Here is a 17,196-nt window from a genome sequence, read left to right on the forward strand (position 1 = left end):
TCCCTTCAGGCGCCGGCGTGGACGGAGATGTGTCCTGGCCGGCCGGGGACGGCCTCGCCGATGACCGCCGTGGACAGGTCGTGTTCCCGTAGCCGTTCGACGAGGTCACCGGCCGTCGGCGGGACGGCGAGCAGCAGTCCGCCCGAGGTCTGGGCGTCGTGCAGGAGGATCGTGACCTCCTCGTCGACCGAGACCGCGATGTCGACCCAGCCGGTCAGGAAGCTCATGTTCGACTTCGTCCCGCCAGGCACGTACCCCTTGGCCGCCAGTTCGCGAGCGTCGGGCAGCAGAGGGACGTGGTCGGCGTCGATCGTCGCCGCCAGGCCGCTCGCGCTGAGCATCCGACGTAGGTGGCCGAGCAGTCCGAACCCGGTGACGTCGGTGGCGGCGCGTACTCCGGCGGCGGTCGCCGTTCGGGCGGCGTGGGCGTTCAGCGTAGTCATCGAGGCGACGGCCTCGGCGAGGGTCGCCGGGTCGGCCGCGTCCTGTTTGAGGGCGGTGACGATGACGCCGGTACCCAGCGGTTTGGTCAGCACGAGCAGGTCGCCGGGACGGACCCTGTCGATCGTCATCAGTTGGGTCGGGTCGGCCAGGCCGATGACGGCCATGCCGTATTTGGGGACGGGGTCGGCGATGGTGTGGCCGCCGACCACCGCGCAGCCGCCTTCGGCCGCTTTGGTGGCGGCGCCGCGCATCACGGCGGCCAGCATCTCCAGCGGCAGGCCGTCGCCCGGCCACGCTGCCAGGTTGAGCGCGGCGACGGGACGGCCGCCCATGGCGTACACGTCGGACAGAGCGTTGGCCGCGGCGACGCGGCCCCAGTCGTAGGGGTCGTCGAGTACGGGGGTGAAGAAGTCTGTGGTCAGGATGAGCGCCTGGCCGTCGCCCAGGCGCAGAACGGCGGCGTCGTCGCCCTCGGGCAGGCCCACCAGCAGGTCGTCGGCGGCGTCTGCTCCGAACCCGTTCAGGCTGGTCATGAGCGTTTCGAGTGACGCCTGCGGCAGTTTGCAGGCGCATCCGGCGCCGGGCGACAACGTGGTGAGTCGGACGGTGGTGTTATCCCTCATGGGGCCCTCCCCGGACGTGCGTCGGCGGAACGGGGCGACCGCCCCGGCGGCTGGGCACCGCCGGGGCAGCCGCCGGGGATCAGTGGCCGGTGGCGCACATCCGGTAACCGTCGTTGATGATCATCTGGGCCATGCCCGCGTAAGCCCTCGGGTCGTCGGGGACGATGGCCGCGAGCCCGTCGCAGTAGCGGTTGAACATGCAGAACGCCGCCGCGATGAGCACCGAGTCGTGGATCTCGGTGTCGGTGGCGCCGGCCTGACGGGCCGTGTCGACCAGGTCGGAGGTGACGGCGTGGCCGCCCTCCACGGTCGCGCCGGCGATCTTGATCAGGGCGCGCAGCTTGGGTGAGATCGGGGCACTGTCGACGTCGTCGATGACCTTGTCGACCAGGGCCCGGCCGCCCTCGATCTGGGCGGCGCTGACCTCGGAGTGGGTGGAGCTGCAGAACTTGCAGTGGTTGAGCACCGACACGTAGGTCGCGATGAGCTCGCGGTCACCCCGCCCCAGCGAGTGGGGGCTGCGCAGCAGCGTCTCGGCGAGTTCGCCGAGGGGACGACCCGTCTCCGGGCGGTACTGGAACAGGCCGGGCGTGCCGGGAGCAAGCTCGGGGGACATGGCGATGTGCGGCATTGATCTCTCCTCTGGAAATGGCGAGTACGCCCGCGGAGCCGCCGGACGAGCGTCAGGTTTCGACCCGACTCTTCCCAGTAGAGGACTTTAAGTTTATATAGTCAATAAGAGCAGCATGATCCTTGAGATCGGATTCTCTCGATGACCCCTACATCTAAGTCAAGCTCACTCGGCCGAGTCCATCAGTCCGAGAAGCACGCTGGACCGCACGATGGCGCCGGTGTCGCCGGTGAGCTGCAACCGCCCGGAGGCCAGCGCCTCGAACGGCGTCAGCCGCTTGGCGCCGATCTCGACGAAGGTGCGCGCGTCGGTGCGGGCCACGACGGCGGGCTCTCCGTCGGCCGGTCCTTCGTGGGCCATCGGCTTGCCGTGGGTGACGGCGATGTGGAAGACGACGTCGTCGACGCGGAACTCGTAGGATTCGTCGATCTCCGGGGCGCGTTCGGGGTCGATCATGGCCTGCACGGCGAGGAAGCCCCAGTGGGCGCGGGTCTCGACCTCGGGTGTGGGTGCGTCGAGGAAGTGGAGCCCCCAGCGGGCCATGGACAGCACCGGCTCGCGCAGCTCCCGGCCGAGCTCGGTCAGCGCGTAGCCCTGGTCGCGGGACTGCGGGCGGGTGATGACCCCCAGCTCATGGAGCACTTTGAGGCGTTCGGCGAGCAGGTTGGTGCCGATGCCGGGCAGCGCCTCGGCCAACTCGCCGTAGCGGCGCGGCCCCAGCAGCAGTTCCCGGACGATGAGCAGGGTCCAGCGCTCGCCGATGACGTCGAGGGCCGCGGCCAGCCCGCAGTACTGGCCGTAGTTACGGCGCACGTGACCCATGGCAGTCTCCTTACTTCGCCTGGTTACTTTAATTATACATAGAATATGTAAGTTGTCTCGGCAACCCAGAGGAGCGCACATGACCCAAGGCGTCCACGTCCAGGTCGTCACCGAAGGCGCCGCCACCGGTGACATCGCCGATCTCTACCGCGAAATCCGTGACCACTTCGGGCTCGGTCTGGTGCCCGACGTCTTCAAGCTCGTCAGCACTCGCTCATCATTTCTCAAGGTGTTCTGGGACGGTTATCGCTCGGTCTTCGACGACGGCGAACTTCCCCGCGACGTGAAGGAGCTGATCGCCGCGTTCGTGGCCCGTGAGGTCTCCTGCAGCTACTGCGTCGACGCGCACGTGCTCTTCCTCGACCTGCTGAACGCCGACGCCGCGCTGAAGGCGAGCCTGGCGGTGAAAGACGTCGAGCAGATGGACCTGCCGGAGCCCGTACGAGAGCTGCTGCGCCTGTCCGGTCGCATCACGAACGAACCTCACCGCATCACCGAGGCCGCCTTCGCCAAAGCGCGTGCCTGCGGCTGGAGCGACGCGCAGATCCTGGAGGCGCTCTGGACCGCCTGCCAGTTCAACTGGGTCACCCGGATGGTGAGCGCTGCCGGGCTGGTCTCTCTCGGTCAGCTGGTCGAAGCCGAACCCGAAGCGCTCATAGAACGGTGAAAGTGAGCGACGGGTGTTCCCCGTCGCTCACCCCGAACAGCACCGTCTGCCCGGCGGTCAGCCGGCCGCTGAGCATCTGGGCCGAGAGCGTGTCGTCGAGCTCACGCCGGACCGCCCCGCGCAGCGGGCGGGCCCCCATGGCTGGATCGTCCCCCAGCCGCGCGAGGAACTCCCGGGCGGGCGTGGTCACCTGGAGCCGTATCCCCGCGCTCTCGAACAGGCGCCGGGCCAGGTCGGTCACGGCCATGTCGACGATGCTGAGCAGTTCGGCGTGCCCGAGCCGGGCGAACACCACGATGTCGTCGAGCCGGTTCAGGAACTCGGGCCTCAGATGCCGCCGCAACTCGGTCAGGACGAGGGTGTCGGCCACCCGCTCCCCCACGAAACCCGCACCGGGGCTGGACGCCTCGCGGGTGCCGAGGTTGGTGGTCAGGATGACCACGGCGCTGGTGAAGGTGACGGTGCGGCCGTCACCCGAGGTCAACCGACCTTCCTCGACCAGTTGGAGCAGCACGTCGAGCACGTCGGGGTGGGCCTTCTCGATCTCGTCGAGCAGCACGACGCTGAACGGCTTGTGCCGGACCCGGTCGGTGAGCTGCCCGCCGTCCTCGAATCCGACGTAGCCGGGTGGGGCGCCGATGAGACGGGAGACGGAGTGACGTTCGGCGTACTCGCTCATGTCGATCTGGATCAGCGCGTCGTCGGCACCGAACAGGACGGCGGCCAGAGCGCGGGCCAGTTCGGTCTTGCCGACTCCTGAAGAGCCGGCGAACAGGAACGAGCCGACGGGACGGTCGGGGTCGGCGACCCCCGCCCGGGACCGCCTGATGGCCGCGCTCAGGGACGCGATGGCGGCGTCCTGGCCGACGACGCGGGCCCGTAGTTCGTCTTCCAGCCCCCGCAGGCGGGTCAGGTCCTCGGACGTCAGCCGTTCGAGCGGGATGCCCGTCATGGCGGTCAGCACCTCGGCGACCAGTTCCTCGTCCACCTTGTCGCGGGTCTGGCCGCCGGTCAGGGAGCGGACCCGGGCCAGCGCCCCGGCCTCGTCGATGACGTCGATGGCCTTGTCGGGCAGGGCGCGGCCGGTGACGTGGCGGTCGGTCAGGCGGGCGGCGGCCACCAGTGCCGCGTCTGTGATGACGACCTGGTGATGGGCCTCGTAGCGGGACCGCAGGCCCTTGAGGATGCCGATGGTGGCCGCGACGCTGGGCGCTTCCAGGGTGATCGGCTGGAACCGGCGCTCCATGGTGACGTCCCCGGCGAAGTACCGGCGGTACTCCTCGGGGGTGGTGGCCCCGATCACGCGGAGTTCGCCCCTGGCCAGCAGTGGTTTCACGATCGCCGCGGCGTCGAGTGCCCCGGCCCGGTCGCCGGCGCCGATCAGGGCGTGGATCTCGTCGACGAACAGGACGACGTCGCCGTCGGTGCGGGCCTCGTTGAGGATGGTGCGCAGGCGTTCCTCGAAGACGCCTCGTTCCCGGGCGCCCGCGATCAGCGAGCCGAGGTCCAGCGCGTAGAGGCGTTTGCCGCGCAGTTCCTCCGGCACCGCCCCGGCGACCACCCGCTGAGCGAGCGCCTCGACCAGGACGGTCTTCCCCACGCCGGGCTCGCCGATCAGCAGCGGGCTGTTCTTGGTCCGCCGCAGCAGCACCTGCGTCAGCCGGTCGAGGTCGTGGTCGCGGCCGATGACGGGGTCGAGCTCGCCGGAGCGGGCGGCGTCGGTGAGGCTGCGGCCGAACCGCGACAGCAGCAGGTCGATGGAGCGTACCGGCCCGGTGGCGGCGCGGATCGGCTCCGGGACCTGGTCCAGCAGTTCGTAGACGCGTTCGCGGGCCCGGACCGGGTCGACCGACAGGCCGCGCAGCACGGCGACGGCGGGGTCGTCCTCGTCGGCGAGCAGGCCGAGCAGCATGTGCTCGGTGTCGACGGTGTCCTCGCCGAGCCGACGGGCCTCCTCGGCGGCGCGGGCCATCAGCCGGGTCGCGTGCTCCCCGAGCGGGATCGGTCCCGGCGTGAACACGGGCCCGGGACCGACGACGATCTCGACCTGCTCGTGCACGAGGTCGAGTTCGACCCGCATCTCGTGGAACAGGGCCCCTGCGACACCTCCGGCCTGGACCAGGCCGAGCAGCAGATGTTCGGTGCCGATGGTGTTGTGGTTGAACATCCTGGCCTCTTCCTGGGCCAGGACGACCGCCTTGCGCGCACGTGCGCTGAGCCGGTCCACCATCTGCGCTCCTCGCGTGGCCACCCCGTCATGGAGTCATTTTTTTTTGGATCTCGGTCTTCCGCCTCGACCCGGGCCCGCGCGAAGCCCGCCCACCAGATGTCCTCGAGGAAGGCGCGCAGCTTGGCCAGGGTGCTCTGGCTGGCCCGGTAGAGGCGGCGGGCGCCCTGGCGGCGTTCGACCACGAGGCCGGCCTCCCGCAGGACCTTCAGATGCTGGGAAACCGCCGACCGGGTGACCGCGAAGTGCTCCGCGATCCGCCCGGCCGGAAGTTCCGTGGACGCGATGAGATGCAGGATCGCCCGGCGGGTCGGGTCGGCGATGGCCCGCAGGACCATGTCGAGCTCCTCGTCCGGGGGCTGTTCGCCCATCTCACCGGCGGCCATGGTCAGCTCAGCGCTGCCACAGGCCGACGGTGATCCCGTCGGGGTCCTTGAAGGTGGCCATGGTGCCGATGCCCGGGATCTCGTAGGGCGGCACGTCGCGCTGGCCGCCGTTGGCTTCGATCTGCTTGAGGGTCTCCTCGGCGTTGTCGACGACGAGGTAGACGACCAGGGCGGGGGCGGTGTCGGGGTTCTCGCCGATACCGCCGGAGATGCCTTCGGAGGAGCCGGTGTCGACCATGCCGTAGCCCATCTGAGGGTCGACGTCGATCTTCCAGCCGAAGACCTCGGAGTAGAAGCTGCGGGAGACGCCCGCGCTCTTGGAGGTGAGGTCGAACCAGGCGATGGGGTTGCCCATGATGATGTGTGTCCCTTCTCGTTAGTTTTCGCGGATGGGGGAAGGCTCGGGGGACGGCGCCATGTCGAACTCGGGCCGCTTGATGATGAAGGCGGCCACCACGCCGACCAGGGTGATGACGGTGAGCACGATCGTGGCCGGGGTGAACCCGTCGACGAAGCTCTCGGCGCTGCCGTAGCCGCCGGTCATGGTGAAGGTGGCGGCCGCTGCGGCGACGCCGAAGACCGCGCCGACCTGGCGGACGGTGTTGCTGACGCCCGCCGCGATGCCCGCCTCCATGGGGTTCACCGAGCGCATCACCGCGGAGGCGACGGTCGGGAAGGCGATGGAGACACCGATGCCGGCCAGCAGCAGCGGGAAGATCATCGGGCCGTAGCCGGTGCCGGCGTCGGCCATGAAGGCGATGGCGCCGAAGCCGATGGCGTGCAGCAGCAGGCCGATGATGACCAGCGGGCGCTCGCCCATCTTGTCGGCCAGCTTCCCGGCGATCGGGGAGATGAAGATGGCCAGGCCTACCCATGGCAGCATGCGAAGGCCGACGCCCAGTGGCGAGTTGCCCTCGGCGAGCTGCAGGTACTGGGCGAAGACGAAGCCGTTGCCGTAGAGGGCGGCGGCCAGGACGAAGCCCGCGATGCATCCGCCGGTGAAGCTGAGGTTGGCGAACATCCCGATCGGCATCATCGGGCTGGGGGCCTTGGTCTGCCAGTACACGAAGAGGATCAGCGCGATCAGGCCACCGATGAAGCCGATGAGGATGGTCGGCTCGGTCCAGCCGACGTCGCCACCCCGGATGAGCGACTGCGCGATGCCGAACACACCAAGCGTGGACAGGATCAGGCCCACGATGTCGATGCCCCGGACCGCACCTCGCGTGTCGGCGATGCGCATCATGCTCAGCACGATCAGGACGATGCCGACCGGGACGTTCAGCCAGAAGATCCACTGCCAGGCGAAGCCCTGGATGACCAGGCCGCCGACCAACGGTCCGGCGGCCACGGCCACGCCGGAGATGGCGCCCCAGATGCCGAAGGCGGCGCCGCGGTCCTGCGGCGGGGTGGCGTCGGTGATGACGGCCAGTGCCAGCGCGATGGCGATGCCGCCGCCGATGCCCTGCGCGGCACGGGCCGCGATCAGGGTCTCGATGGTGGTGCTGAGCGCGCACACGGCCGAGGCCAGCGTGAATATCGCGATGCCCGCGACGAACAGGTTCCGCCGTCCGAACCGGTCGCCGAGCGCGGCGCCGGTCAGGATGAACGCCGCGAAGCCCAGCTCGTAGGCGTTGACGGTCCAGCCGAGTCCGGCGACGCCGGCGCCGAGCTCCTCGTGCAGGGTCGGCAGAGCGGTGGTCACGACGAGGACGTCGAGACCGACCATGAAGGACGCGAACGAGGCCAGGACGAGCGTCCAGCGTTGGCGGTCCTTGGGGAACTGCGAGGAGACGTCGGTCATGGTCACTCCAACCAGACAGGGGGGAAGGACCGGGCAGCGCCTCGCGCGCTCCTGGCCCGGCCGAAAGATCACTCTATGGTTTTAAACGTTAGTAGCTGCTTCCGAAAGCGTCAACTGTCACTTGGCAGGCCCCGGTCCCCAGAAATGGCCGGGAAAGTGAACTCTCCGATCACATGCCCGCTTCGCCGGAATCCTCGGTCGAGATGTTGACTATATATTTATAAAGTAATCCACTGGAAGTCATGAACCGGAGAACCCCCTTACGCGTGGGCGGCGCGCTGGCCGTCCTCGCCCTGGCCTTCGGCAGCGCGCCCAGCGCCGCCGCGCCGTCCCCTGCGCCGGCCGCGGTGCTCAACAGTCCGAATGTCAAGCCGGTGGCCAATGTGCCCAAGCCCGGCCCGTTCGCCGCCCCGATGGCGCCGATGACCGATCTGGTCTTCACCGGCGATCATGCGATCGCCGGCAACTTCGAGGGCTTCGTCGTGTACGACATCCGCACCCCCACCGCCCCGAAGCTGGTGAGCCAGGTCTTGTGTCCCGGGGCGCAGAACGACCTGTCCATCCATGGTGACCTGCTGTTCCTGTCGACCGACGATCCACGGAGCGACAACACCTGCAAGAGCGCCCCCGCCTCACCGACCGACCCACAGGCGTGGGAGGGCATCAAGATCTTCAACATCAAGGACAGGTCGAACCCGCGCTACGTGGCCGCCGTACGCACCCCGTGCGGTTCGCACACCAACACGCTGGTGCCCGGCGAAGGCCGCGACAAGGACGCGGTGTTCCTGTACGTCTCCTCCTACGGCCCCGCTCCGACCAACCCCACCTGCCAGCCACCGCACAACGGCATCGCGATCGTGAAGGTCCCGGTCAAGACGCCCGAGAAGGCGAAGATCGCCGCCCAGCCCGTCCTCTTCCCCGGCGGCGGCAACCCCGGCGACGAGGGCGCCACCTGGTTTCCGACCAGCGGCTGCCACGACCTGGCGGCCTACCCGGCCAAGGACCTGATGGCCGGGGCGTGCATGGGCGACGGCATCCTGATCGACATCTCCGACCGGCTCGAGCCCCGCGTGATCGACACCGAACGCGATGTGGAGAACTTCGCCTTCTGGCACTCCGCGCTGTTCAACGACAAGGGCGACAAGGTCGTCTTCACCGACGAACTCGGCGGCGGCATGGCCCCCACCTGCAACAAGATGGTCGGCCAGGAGAAGGGCGCCAACGCCGTCTACACGATCGAAGGCCGCAGGCTGGTCAAGCAGAGCTACTACAAGATCCCCCGCGAGCAGGGGCCGACCGAGAACTGCGTGGCCCACTACGGCTCCCTGGTGCCCGTCACCGGGCGCGACGTCATGGTCCAGGCCTGGTACCAGGGCGGCGTGTCGGTCTGGGAGTTCACCGACCCACGCCGCCCCAGGGAGATCGCCTACTTCGACCGGCCCCCGCTGTCGGACAAGCAGGTGATGCTCGGCGGCGCGTGGTCGGCCTACCACTACAACGGCTACGTCTATGTGACCGACACCCAGAAGGGCCTGGACGTGCTGGATCTGCGCGACCCCGGCCTGCGGTCGGCCAAGGACGTGAAGCTCAGGGAGTTCAACGCGCAGACCCAGTACGCCAGGAAGGCATGAGCCGGTCAGCGGGCCGAGACGAGCGAACGGGCGGCGCACGTGCAGTTCATCGCCGCCCGTTCCTCCGGCCGGGGCCGCATGTGCAGCACCATCGCCACGACCATCGGGATGAAGACGATGCTGTTGTAGAACAGGTGCAGTTCGACCCTCGGGATGAGGAGCTGGATCAGGCTGGTCGGCACCGTCTTGCCGGCGATGTAGGAGCCGGTGAGCGCCTGGATGAGGAGCAGCAGGTGCTCCAGGTGGTGCCATGCCTGGATGCCGAGGGAGATCGTCCACCACGTCTTGGCCCGGCCGGTGAAGCCGGGGCGCAGCAGGATCAGCGCGACGAGCATGAGCAGGGCGTACCCGTAGTGCATCCACTCCGAATGCACCAGCCACGGGAAGGGCACGCCCAGGACGCCGCGGGCCTCGTGCAGCGGCCAGCCGAGCGCGTAGATCTGGATCGCCTGGGAGATGTGCTCAGCCCAGTGGGCCACGACGACCACGAGATAGACCCACAGGGCGAGGTGGTGGTAGCGGTTGTTGATGGCCCAGGAACGCATGACGAACCTCCGTCAGTACCAGGTGATGATGGGGAACCAGATGACGCCGGTCCGGGCGAGCAGCCGGACGTCCCAGTAGAGGAAGGTGAAGAACCCGGCGACGAGCAGCGCCGAGCCCGCGACCACGGCGACCCGGCCCGGCTTGGAGGTGAGCCAGCGCTGGACCCGTCCGCCGGTGGCGACCGCGAGCAGCAGGAACAGCACCGCGAGCACGACGATGTTGCCCAGCGATTGGGTGACGAACGACAGCGCGCCGTAGAAGGGATTGCCGCTGTCGGCGACGTCGCGGAAGAGCTGCCGGTACAGGCCGAAGGGCCGGCCGATGAGGAACAGGCCGATGAGCACGCCCATGACCAGCGACCGGGCGTGCGGGAACCGGGCCGAGATCTTCGCCAGCGGGTCGGGCACCAGGTGCAGCGCCGCCAGCCCGAGATAGATCATGACCAGCCCGAGGATGCCGAACACGACCAGCGACTGGACCAGACGTGGTGCCAGCCCGGAGGTGACGGTGGCGGTGGAGTACTGCGGCATGTTCGTGCCGAAGAAGGCGGCCACGACCCCGTAGAGGGCCGAAACGACCGTCATTCCGGCGACGAGCCAGCCGAGTGGCACGAGCGCCTGGGTGATACGGCCCTTGATGGACCGGCGTTCGCCGAGCATGGGCGCGACCGCGCCGAGAGCGGCGATGTTACAGGCCGTAAACGTGCCGCCGAGGCCGCTGGCGAAGGCGAACAGCACGCCGGAAAGCACCCCCGCGATGGGGGCTCCGCTGGCTTCATGGCCGATGATCGCGCTGGTCACGTTCTCGCCGATGACTTTGTCGACGAACGGCGCCGACCACAACACGGTCAGGGCGAAGCCGCTGAGGAAGCTGAACAGAATGATCCGCCGTCGATGGTCGGGGATGTCCGTGCGTGGGGGCACGGTGGATTGGGGCTGGGTGGCCGTCACGTTGGCCGTCCTTTCTCGTGGGGGGTGATGAGCCGGAACCCGAAGGAGTCGCCGAAGCCCTGCTCGGTGCCGAGGTGACGCAGGAAGGCGGCCAGCGACTCGATCCACGTGCTGGCCGACAGGGGCCCGGCGTCGACGATGTTCAGCCCGGTTCCGCCGAGCAGGCGGGTCACCGCCTCCTTGGCGCCGGGGTCGTCGCCCGCGATGGGCACGGTGAGGCCGTCGCCGGGCCGGACGGCGCGCAGCCGCCGTGCCGAGACGCAGTTCAGCGCCTTGACGACCGCGCTCTTGTGGAAGACGTCGGCGACGAGTTCGGCCGAGGTCCGGGGCCCACCGGGCGGCAGGTCGCCGGGGTCGGGGTTGGAGACGTCCACGACGATTCGCCCGGCCAGGTCGCGCGCGGCCAGTGGAGCGACGACCTGGCAGGTCACCCGCAGCCGGGTGGCCAGGATCACGATCGGGGCCCGCGCGGCGACCGTGCGCAGATCCGCGGCGAGCGCTCCGGGCAGGGCGGAGGCCACCATCTCGGCGGTCCGGCGGGTTCTGCCCGCCAGGATCAGCGGATGGCCGCTGCGGTGCAGTAGCCCGGCGATGGCGGCGCCCATCGAGCCGCATCCGACGACACCGACCGGTTCGCCGGTCACCGCCGGCTTCCCGGCACGGCGAACGCGTCCAGCGCCTGGTAGAGCTCCTGGGGGACGTCGATGGCGATGAGGTCGCCCTTGACGCGCTGCATGCAGGCCACCGTCTGGGCGCCCCGGGCGACGAGCTGGCCGGGGCCGTTGCTGACGCGGAAGTAGTCGAAGCCCATGACGATCCGGTTGAGGTCGATGCTGCGCAGCGTCATGCGGATCGACACCTGGTCGAAGGCCTGCAGTTCGGCGAAGTACTCACACGAGCACGACACGGTGACCAGCGCGAGGTCGGTGTAGAGGCCGCGCAGGACTCCGGGGGCGTGGTCGGCCAGGAACCGTTCCCGGCAGGCGCCCTGCCAGGCGACGTAGTTGGCGAAGTACACGTTGCCGACGAGGTTGGTGTCGGCGAAGGTCACCAGGTGTTCGTAGGCGAAGTGGGGGTTCACGGTGTTCCCTTCACAAGGACGGCCACGGCCACCGGCCGGAGTTCACCGCCGATGCGCACGATCGCCGAGGCGATCCGGTGCGGCCCGCCGCGCAGCAGCACCCATCCCTGCTCATAGACCCCGGACACGGTGAGCGGCACCCCGCCGGTGTCGCCCGCCGCGGCCAGACAGGAACGTGCCGTGCGCAACCGCGCGTGCGTGGAGGCGGCAGACTCGCCGGTGAGCCGTGTGATCGGATGGGGCTCCCCTGGCGGCTCCTCGGCGTCGAGGGCCACGTGGTCGATCGCGCAGCCCAGCGAGGCCGCGCCGGTGACCTCCAGGTCGAGGCCGGGGCCTGTCTCGACCTTGACGCTGATGTCGGGCAGCAGGCTCTGCAGCCCGCGTTCGAGAAGGGGGCCGAGCAGGACGGCGGGCCAGCCGTCGCGGGGTTCGAGCGGGCCGATGTCGCGCAGCCGCAACCGGCTCCAGCTGAGCACCGGCCTGCCGTCGGCGTCGTGCACGGACACGTCGTAGACGTGCTCGGCCCCGTCGCGGTGGCGCTCCACGGCCGACAACCGCAGTTCGTCCGGGTACGGCCCGGTGTCGTGGGCCGTGATCGCCTGGCAGCCGACCGGCAGCAGACGGCGGCCGGGCACGCACACCTGGAGTGCGTGGATGGTGGCGTCGGTGAACGTGGGGTCGCCCAGCTGAGTCCCGTCCGGTGACCAGCGGGTGGCGGCGTCCACCACTGCGACGCAGGCGGTCGCCTCCAGGTGGTCGTAGCGGCGGACCCGTTGGAAGGCGGGGCCGTGGAAGAAGGTCGGCCCGTACAGATCGGCCCCGTCGTGCGGAGGCAACGCCGAGACCCGGCGCAGCGGCTCGACGGTGTCGGGCGGGACGCCCGCGACGGCGGTGAAGTGGTCGGCGGCATAGCCGCTCTCATCGCTGCGCAGCACCACCCGCACGCCGTCCGGGCCGGTCACCGCGCAGACGCGGACCGTCCGCACCCCATCGGCCGGCACGATGACCGGCCGGTCGAACCGCGCCTCGCCCAGAGAGGTGACGCGCTGCCCGGTGAGCGCTGCGGCGGCCTCGGCCATGATCTCCAGCGCGACCACGGCGGGCAGCACTGCGATGCCGTCGATGAGATGGTCGCTGAGCTGGGGATGGGTGTCCAGCGCCAGGTCGACCTCGGCGACCAGTTCGACACCCGGGACGTGCAGCCGGGTCCGGGTGAGCAGCGGCCCCGCCGCGTCGCCCGGACGGTCGAGCTGGGGCAGCCTCCCGGTCGCCAGGAGGGTCGGGCCGTCAGAGGTCAGCACCTCATGGAGGAGTTCCACGCCACGCTCGGCCGGGAGAGGGTCGACACCGGCCCGGCGCAGGCCGTCGAGCACGTCGAGGCGCTCCCCCATGCCCGCGCCCGACCAGGCCGTCCAGTCGACGTTGCGGACCCGGCAGCCCGGCGCCTGGAGTGCGAGGACGCGGGCCAGTTCGCGCATGCGGCCGTTGGCCAGGGCGTAGTGGGCCTCGCCCGCAAGGCCGAAGCGGCCAATCACCGACCCGAAGGTGACCACATGGCGCAGCCTCGCGACGTCGACCGCCGCCAGGACGTTCCTCAGACCGTGATATTTCGCGGCGGCGTGCCGGGCGAGGTCGTCGTCGGTCAGTTCGGCGAAGCGTCTGGGCTCGTTGACACCGCCGCTGTGGATGATCGCGGTGACCGGCTCATCGATCGCCTGTCTCACGGCCAAAGGGTCGGCGAGGTCGGCCTGGAGATAGGCGTACCGGATTCTGTTCTCGGTGAGGACGGCCAGGTTGCCGCGTAGTTCTTCGTCGGCGGACAGGTCGGCGCGGCCGAGCAGCAGCAGCCGGCACCCGTAGGCGGCGCCGACGTCCAGGGCGGACCGGAAGCCGATGCCCTTCCCGCCGCCGGTCACCAACACCACGTCATCCGAGGTCAGCGGAGGTTCGCCGGTTCCGCCCGGTGCGGGGCGGAAGACCGGGACGCCCACACCGTTGTCGGCGTGCACCTCGACGGGGCCCTCGAAGGAGGCGGCGAGCACGGTCGCGAGCGATTCCGCGTCGCGGGCGCGGATCCACCGCAACCACCGGTCGGGATGTTCGGCGCGCACCGAGGCAAGGAAGCCCGACGCGGTGTCGCCGTGGTCGACGACGGTCACCGGCGATCCGGTACGGACGGCCGCGACCAGCACCGCGACGTCCTCATCGGAGGGGTCCTCCGGGAGGAAGACGAGTTCGGCCTCCGAGCCCACACGAAGCGGGAGGGCCTCGCGTAACGGCCCCCGGCCGCTGATCCGCCACGCGTGGGGGCGGGCGGCTCGGGCCAGTTCGACGGGCTCGGTGTCCTCGACGAGCAGACGGTGCCAGCTCGCCACCCCCTCCAGCGGCGGCTCCGTCTCGTCGGCCGCCGGGAGCCCGGCGATCAGCGCGGCGAGTTCGGCGACCGAGACGTCGGCGGACATCAGGGGTTCGGTGGGAACGGCCCGCCCGAGCACTGTGGCCGCCTCCCCCGCGAGTTGCACCACCCTTAGCGAGTTCAGGTGCAGGTCGCTGAGCAGCCGGTCGTCTGGGCCGACAGCCTCGACGGGTAGCTCCAGCAACCCGGCGACCAGTTCGCGTACCGTCCCGGGAATGTCGCCGGAGGCCGTACGGACCTCTGGAACGGCCTCGGTGACGAGCGGCTCGTAGCCTGCCTCCACCTGGGGCGCCCGCTCGCACGGGTTCTCCAGGAATCGCGGCTCCCGCCACAGGTCGAAGGGCCGGTGCGAACGTCGGGCGAAGAGCGGTTGCGGGTCGGTCACCAGACCGAGCGCGTACAGCGCGGCGACGGCCTGGAGCGGTGCCGCGGCGGTGGCGCTCCCGACGTCCATCGCGACGACCGGCAGCGGGGTCAGCGCGGTGGCCAGTGTGGTGAGCGACTGACCCGGGCCGATCTCCACCAGCAGGTCACAGTCCTCGGCCAGGCCGGTGACGGCATCGGCGAACTTCACGGGCGCGGTGAGCTGTTCGGTCAGCAGATCTCGCAGGTCGGCCTCCGGTTCCGGCCGGGTGCCGAGCACGGTGGAGTGGACCGCCCGCCGTACCGGGCCGAAATCCAGATCGCGCAGGTATTCGGCCAGGACGGGCCGGGCCTCGGTGAAGGCCGGTGAATGGAACGCGTGGCTGACCCGCAGCACCCGTGCGGTCACGTCGCGATCCCGGCACCGGGCCATCAGCTCGGCCAGGTCCTCGTCAGGTCCGGCGACCACGTGGGAGGTGCCGTGTTCGGCCGCGACCACCAGGCGGGTGCCCGCGATCAGCGCGTCGGCCAGACCTCGGCCGGCCATGACCGAGACCATCCCGGTGCCCTGAGTGCCGTGGGTCTTCATGATCTTGCCGCGTCCGGCGGCGAGTTCGACGGCCTGCGCCTCGGTGAGCGCTCCGGCCCAGTGCAGCGCGGTGATCTCTCCCAGGCTGTGCCCGGTGGCGGCATGCGCGGTGACGCCGAGGGAGCTCAGCCAGCGCAGGCCCGCGATCGAGGCCCGCACCACCCCCGGCTGCACCACGGCGGTGTCGACGGTGTCCCCAGTCCCGCCGTCGAAGTACGCGGCCAGTTCGGGGTCGAACCCGCCGAGCGCTCCCGGCCCGGCCGGCACCCCAGCGCCTTGGCCGGTGAACAGGAACCCGGCCCGACCGGCCGGCCCCGCCCCCACCGCGCCTCCGGGGAAGACCACGAAGCCCTCGTCGAGGGCGGCGACGGCTCTGCGGGCTCGCTCGCCCAGTTGCGTGGGATCGGCGGCCACCAGCGCCGCCCGGAATGCGGGCCGCCCGCCAGGGATGTGGCTGGCGGCGAGATCGGCCAGCTCGCTGAACGCCATCGTCGCGGATGCGGTGACGGTCTGGTCCAGCGTGTGCCGCAGTTCGTCGATGCTGTCGGCCCCGAAGAAGATCACCTCGTGGGTTGGCGGCCGGTGTACGAGCAGCCGTTCCCGGGGTGCCAGCTCGGTGCGCCGGATCACCGCCGCCGCTTCCAGGACCACGTGCGTGTTGATGCCGCCGAACCCCATCGCGCTGACCCCGGCCCGCAGCGGCGTGTCCTGCGGCCAGGGCTCGGCCTCTTCCAGAACCCGCAGGGGCACGTCGTCCGCGCGCAGACCAGGGTGGGGCGTGTCGCAGCCGGTCGTCGGCGGGAGCACCTGCCGGTGCAGCGCCATCGCGGCCTTGAGCAGCCCGGCCAGCCCGGCGGCAGCCTTGGTGTGGCCGATGTTGGCCTTGACCGACCCGAGCGCGGCGGGAGCGGTGGTCCGTCTGCCGCGCTGCGCCTCGATCAGGGTGGCGATCTCCACCGCGTCGCCGACGGCAGTGCCGGTGCCGTGGCCCTCGAACAGGGCGACATCCTCCGGCCCGTAGGCGAGGTGCTCGTAGGCCCGGCCCACGGCCAGTAGCTGGCCCGCCTGTTCCGGCCGGGTGATCCCGCCCCGGCCGTCGGAGGAAACGCCCCAGTCGCGGATCAGCGCGAGCGGCGCCCGGCCTTCGGCCAGTGCGTCTTCCGCCCGCATGAGCACGACCATGCCGCAGCCCTCGCCGGGCCAAAAACCGGTCGGGTGTTCGTCGTAGATCCGCATGGCGTCGGTCGCGATCGCGCCGGTCCGGGCGAATCCAACCAGCTCGAACGGGTCGAGGCTGAGGTCGACTCCCCCGGCGACGACGACGTCGGCCGCCCCGGCGCGCAGTGTGTTGCCCGCCGTGACGACCGACAGCAGCGACGAGGCGCAGGCGCCGTCGACGGTGTAGCCGCCGCCGTGAAAGTCGAAGTAGTTGCAGATCCGCCCGGCGATCGTGTTGGCCAGCCCGCCCGCCAGGCTCTCGTCGTTCGGCTCGGGGAAGGGCTGTTTGAACCGGTGCTCGACGGTGGCCAGGAACCGGGCCAGCTCGGCCGCCTCCCAGCCCTCCTCCGACAGCGCCTGCTGCATCACCCGGCGGACATACGGCCAGCGCAGCCGCAGCCCGTTGGCACGGCTGAACTCGCCGTTCATCGTGTTCCCCACGACCACGCCGACCCGGTCCCGGTCGAGCCCGGAACCGTCGGCGTAGCCGGCGGAGGCCAGGGCGTCGGCCGCCACCTCCAGGGCGAGCCAGTGGGTGGTGTCGGTGACCCGGTGGACCGGCCCGGGGATGCGGAAGCGGGCCCGGTCGAAAGTCCAGCCCTCCAGCACGGCCGCGAACCTGGCGTAGGTGCCGTCGCGGTCGCCGGCGTAGTCGGCCAGGTTCAACCGGCCCGGAGGGATGGGCCGGAAGGACCGCCGGCGGGACAGCACCGACTCCCAGAGCCGAGCCGGGTCGTCGGCGCCCGGATAGCGGCAGGCGGCGCCGACGATGGCGATGGTGGCGCGGTCGTACACGGA

At 70.4% G+C, this 17,196-nt stretch carries 13 protein-coding genes and 1 pseudogene; 2 read left to right on the top strand and 12 right to left on the bottom strand.

Annotated features, from left to right (window positions below; genetic code table 11):
• Positions 1-5 precede the first annotated feature (5 nt).
• The 3 genes from selD to ACZ6S0_RS36855 form a co-directional block, all read right to left on the bottom strand.
• A complete protein-coding gene (gene selD, locus ACZ6S0_RS36845) occupies positions 6-1,067 on the bottom strand; it encodes a selenide, water dikinase SelD (protein ID WP_465923940.1) in 1,062 nt (353 codons plus the stop codon).
• Between the two features lie 79 nt (positions 1,068-1,146).
• The gene (locus ACZ6S0_RS36850) at positions 1,147-1,698 is read right to left on the bottom strand and encodes a carboxymuconolactone decarboxylase family protein (protein ID WP_465923941.1); all 552 of its coding nucleotides are present in this window, start codon (positions 1,696-1,698) and stop codon (positions 1,147-1,149) included.
• Between the two features lie 165 nt (positions 1,699-1,863).
• The gene (locus ACZ6S0_RS36855; protein WP_465923942.1) at positions 1,864-2,520 is read right to left on the bottom strand and encodes a winged helix-turn-helix transcriptional regulator; all 657 of its coding nucleotides are present in this window, start codon (positions 2,518-2,520) and stop codon (positions 1,864-1,866) included.
• Positions 2,521-2,599: 79 nt separating this feature from the next.
• On the opposite strand from ACZ6S0_RS36855, the gene ACZ6S0_RS36860 reads away from it, so the two are divergent.
• Positions 2,600-3,187: a peroxidase-related enzyme gene (locus ACZ6S0_RS36860; RefSeq protein WP_465923943.1), complete on the top strand. Its 588-nt coding sequence runs from the start codon at positions 2,600-2,602 to the stop codon at positions 3,185-3,187.
• Here the strand turns inward: ACZ6S0_RS36860 and ACZ6S0_RS36865 are convergent.
• From ACZ6S0_RS36865 to ACZ6S0_RS36880, 4 genes and pseudogenes are all read right to left on the bottom strand, one after another.
• Positions 3,174-5,417, bottom strand: coding sequence for an ATP-dependent Clp protease ATP-binding subunit (locus ACZ6S0_RS36865; RefSeq protein ID WP_465923944.1), 2,244 nt, complete (start codon positions 5,415-5,417; stop codon positions 3,174-3,176). The genes ACZ6S0_RS36860 and ACZ6S0_RS36865 overlap by 14 nt on opposite strands.
• 128 nt (positions 5,418-5,545) lie before the next feature.
• Positions 5,546-5,800: pseudogene (locus tag ACZ6S0_RS36870) on the bottom strand (ArsR/SmtB family transcription factor); the annotation flags it as partial.
• Positions 5,801-5,807: 7 nt separating this feature from the next.
• On the bottom strand, positions 5,808-6,155 hold the full coding sequence (locus tag ACZ6S0_RS36875) for a VOC family protein (RefSeq protein ID WP_465923945.1): 348 nt from the start codon (positions 6,153-6,155) through the stop codon (positions 5,808-5,810).
• Between the two features lie 21 nt (positions 6,156-6,176).
• The gene (locus ACZ6S0_RS36880) at positions 6,177-7,604 is read right to left on the bottom strand and encodes a DHA2 family efflux MFS transporter permease subunit (protein WP_465923946.1); all 1,428 of its coding nucleotides are present in this window, start codon (positions 7,602-7,604) and stop codon (positions 6,177-6,179) included.
• 242 nt (positions 7,605-7,846) lie between these two features.
• Between ACZ6S0_RS36880 and ACZ6S0_RS36885 the strand changes: the two genes are divergently transcribed.
• On the top strand, positions 7,847-9,235 hold the full coding sequence (locus ACZ6S0_RS36885) for an LVIVD repeat-containing protein (RefSeq protein WP_465923947.1): 1,389 nt from the start codon (positions 7,847-7,849) through the stop codon (positions 9,233-9,235).
• 5 nt (positions 9,236-9,240) lie between these two features.
• Here ACZ6S0_RS36885 and ACZ6S0_RS36890 read toward each other — a convergent pair whose 3' ends face one another.
• The 5 genes from ACZ6S0_RS36890 to ACZ6S0_RS36910 are packed head-to-tail and all read right to left on the bottom strand — an operon-like array spanning position 9,241 to position 17,193.
• Positions 9,241-9,780 (bottom strand): hypothetical protein, encoded by a 540-nt coding sequence (locus ACZ6S0_RS36890; RefSeq protein ID WP_465923948.1) that lies wholly within the window; start codon positions 9,778-9,780, stop codon positions 9,241-9,243.
• Positions 9,781-9,792: 12 nt separating this feature from the next.
• On the bottom strand, positions 9,793-10,731 hold the full coding sequence (locus tag ACZ6S0_RS36895; RefSeq protein ID WP_465923949.1) for a hypothetical protein: 939 nt from the start codon (positions 10,729-10,731) through the stop codon (positions 9,793-9,795).
• Complete coding sequence (locus ACZ6S0_RS36900; RefSeq protein WP_465923950.1) at positions 10,728-11,375, bottom strand: NADPH-dependent F420 reductase; 648 nt, start codon at positions 11,373-11,375, stop codon at positions 10,728-10,730. Before ACZ6S0_RS36900 ends, ACZ6S0_RS36895 begins: the two co-directional genes overlap by 4 nt.
• Positions 11,372-11,812 (bottom strand): acyl-CoA thioesterase, encoded by a 441-nt coding sequence (locus ACZ6S0_RS36905; RefSeq protein ID WP_465923951.1) that lies wholly within the window; start codon positions 11,810-11,812, stop codon positions 11,372-11,374. Before ACZ6S0_RS36905 ends, ACZ6S0_RS36900 begins: the two co-directional genes overlap by 4 nt.
• Complete coding sequence (locus ACZ6S0_RS36910; RefSeq protein WP_465923952.1) at positions 11,809-17,193, bottom strand: SDR family NAD(P)-dependent oxidoreductase; 5,385 nt, start codon at positions 17,191-17,193, stop codon at positions 11,809-11,811. Before ACZ6S0_RS36910 ends, ACZ6S0_RS36905 begins: the two co-directional genes overlap by 4 nt.
• Positions 17,194-17,196 lie beyond the last annotated feature (3 nt).

Source organism: Nonomuraea sp. NPDC051298 (assembly GCF_055586305.1).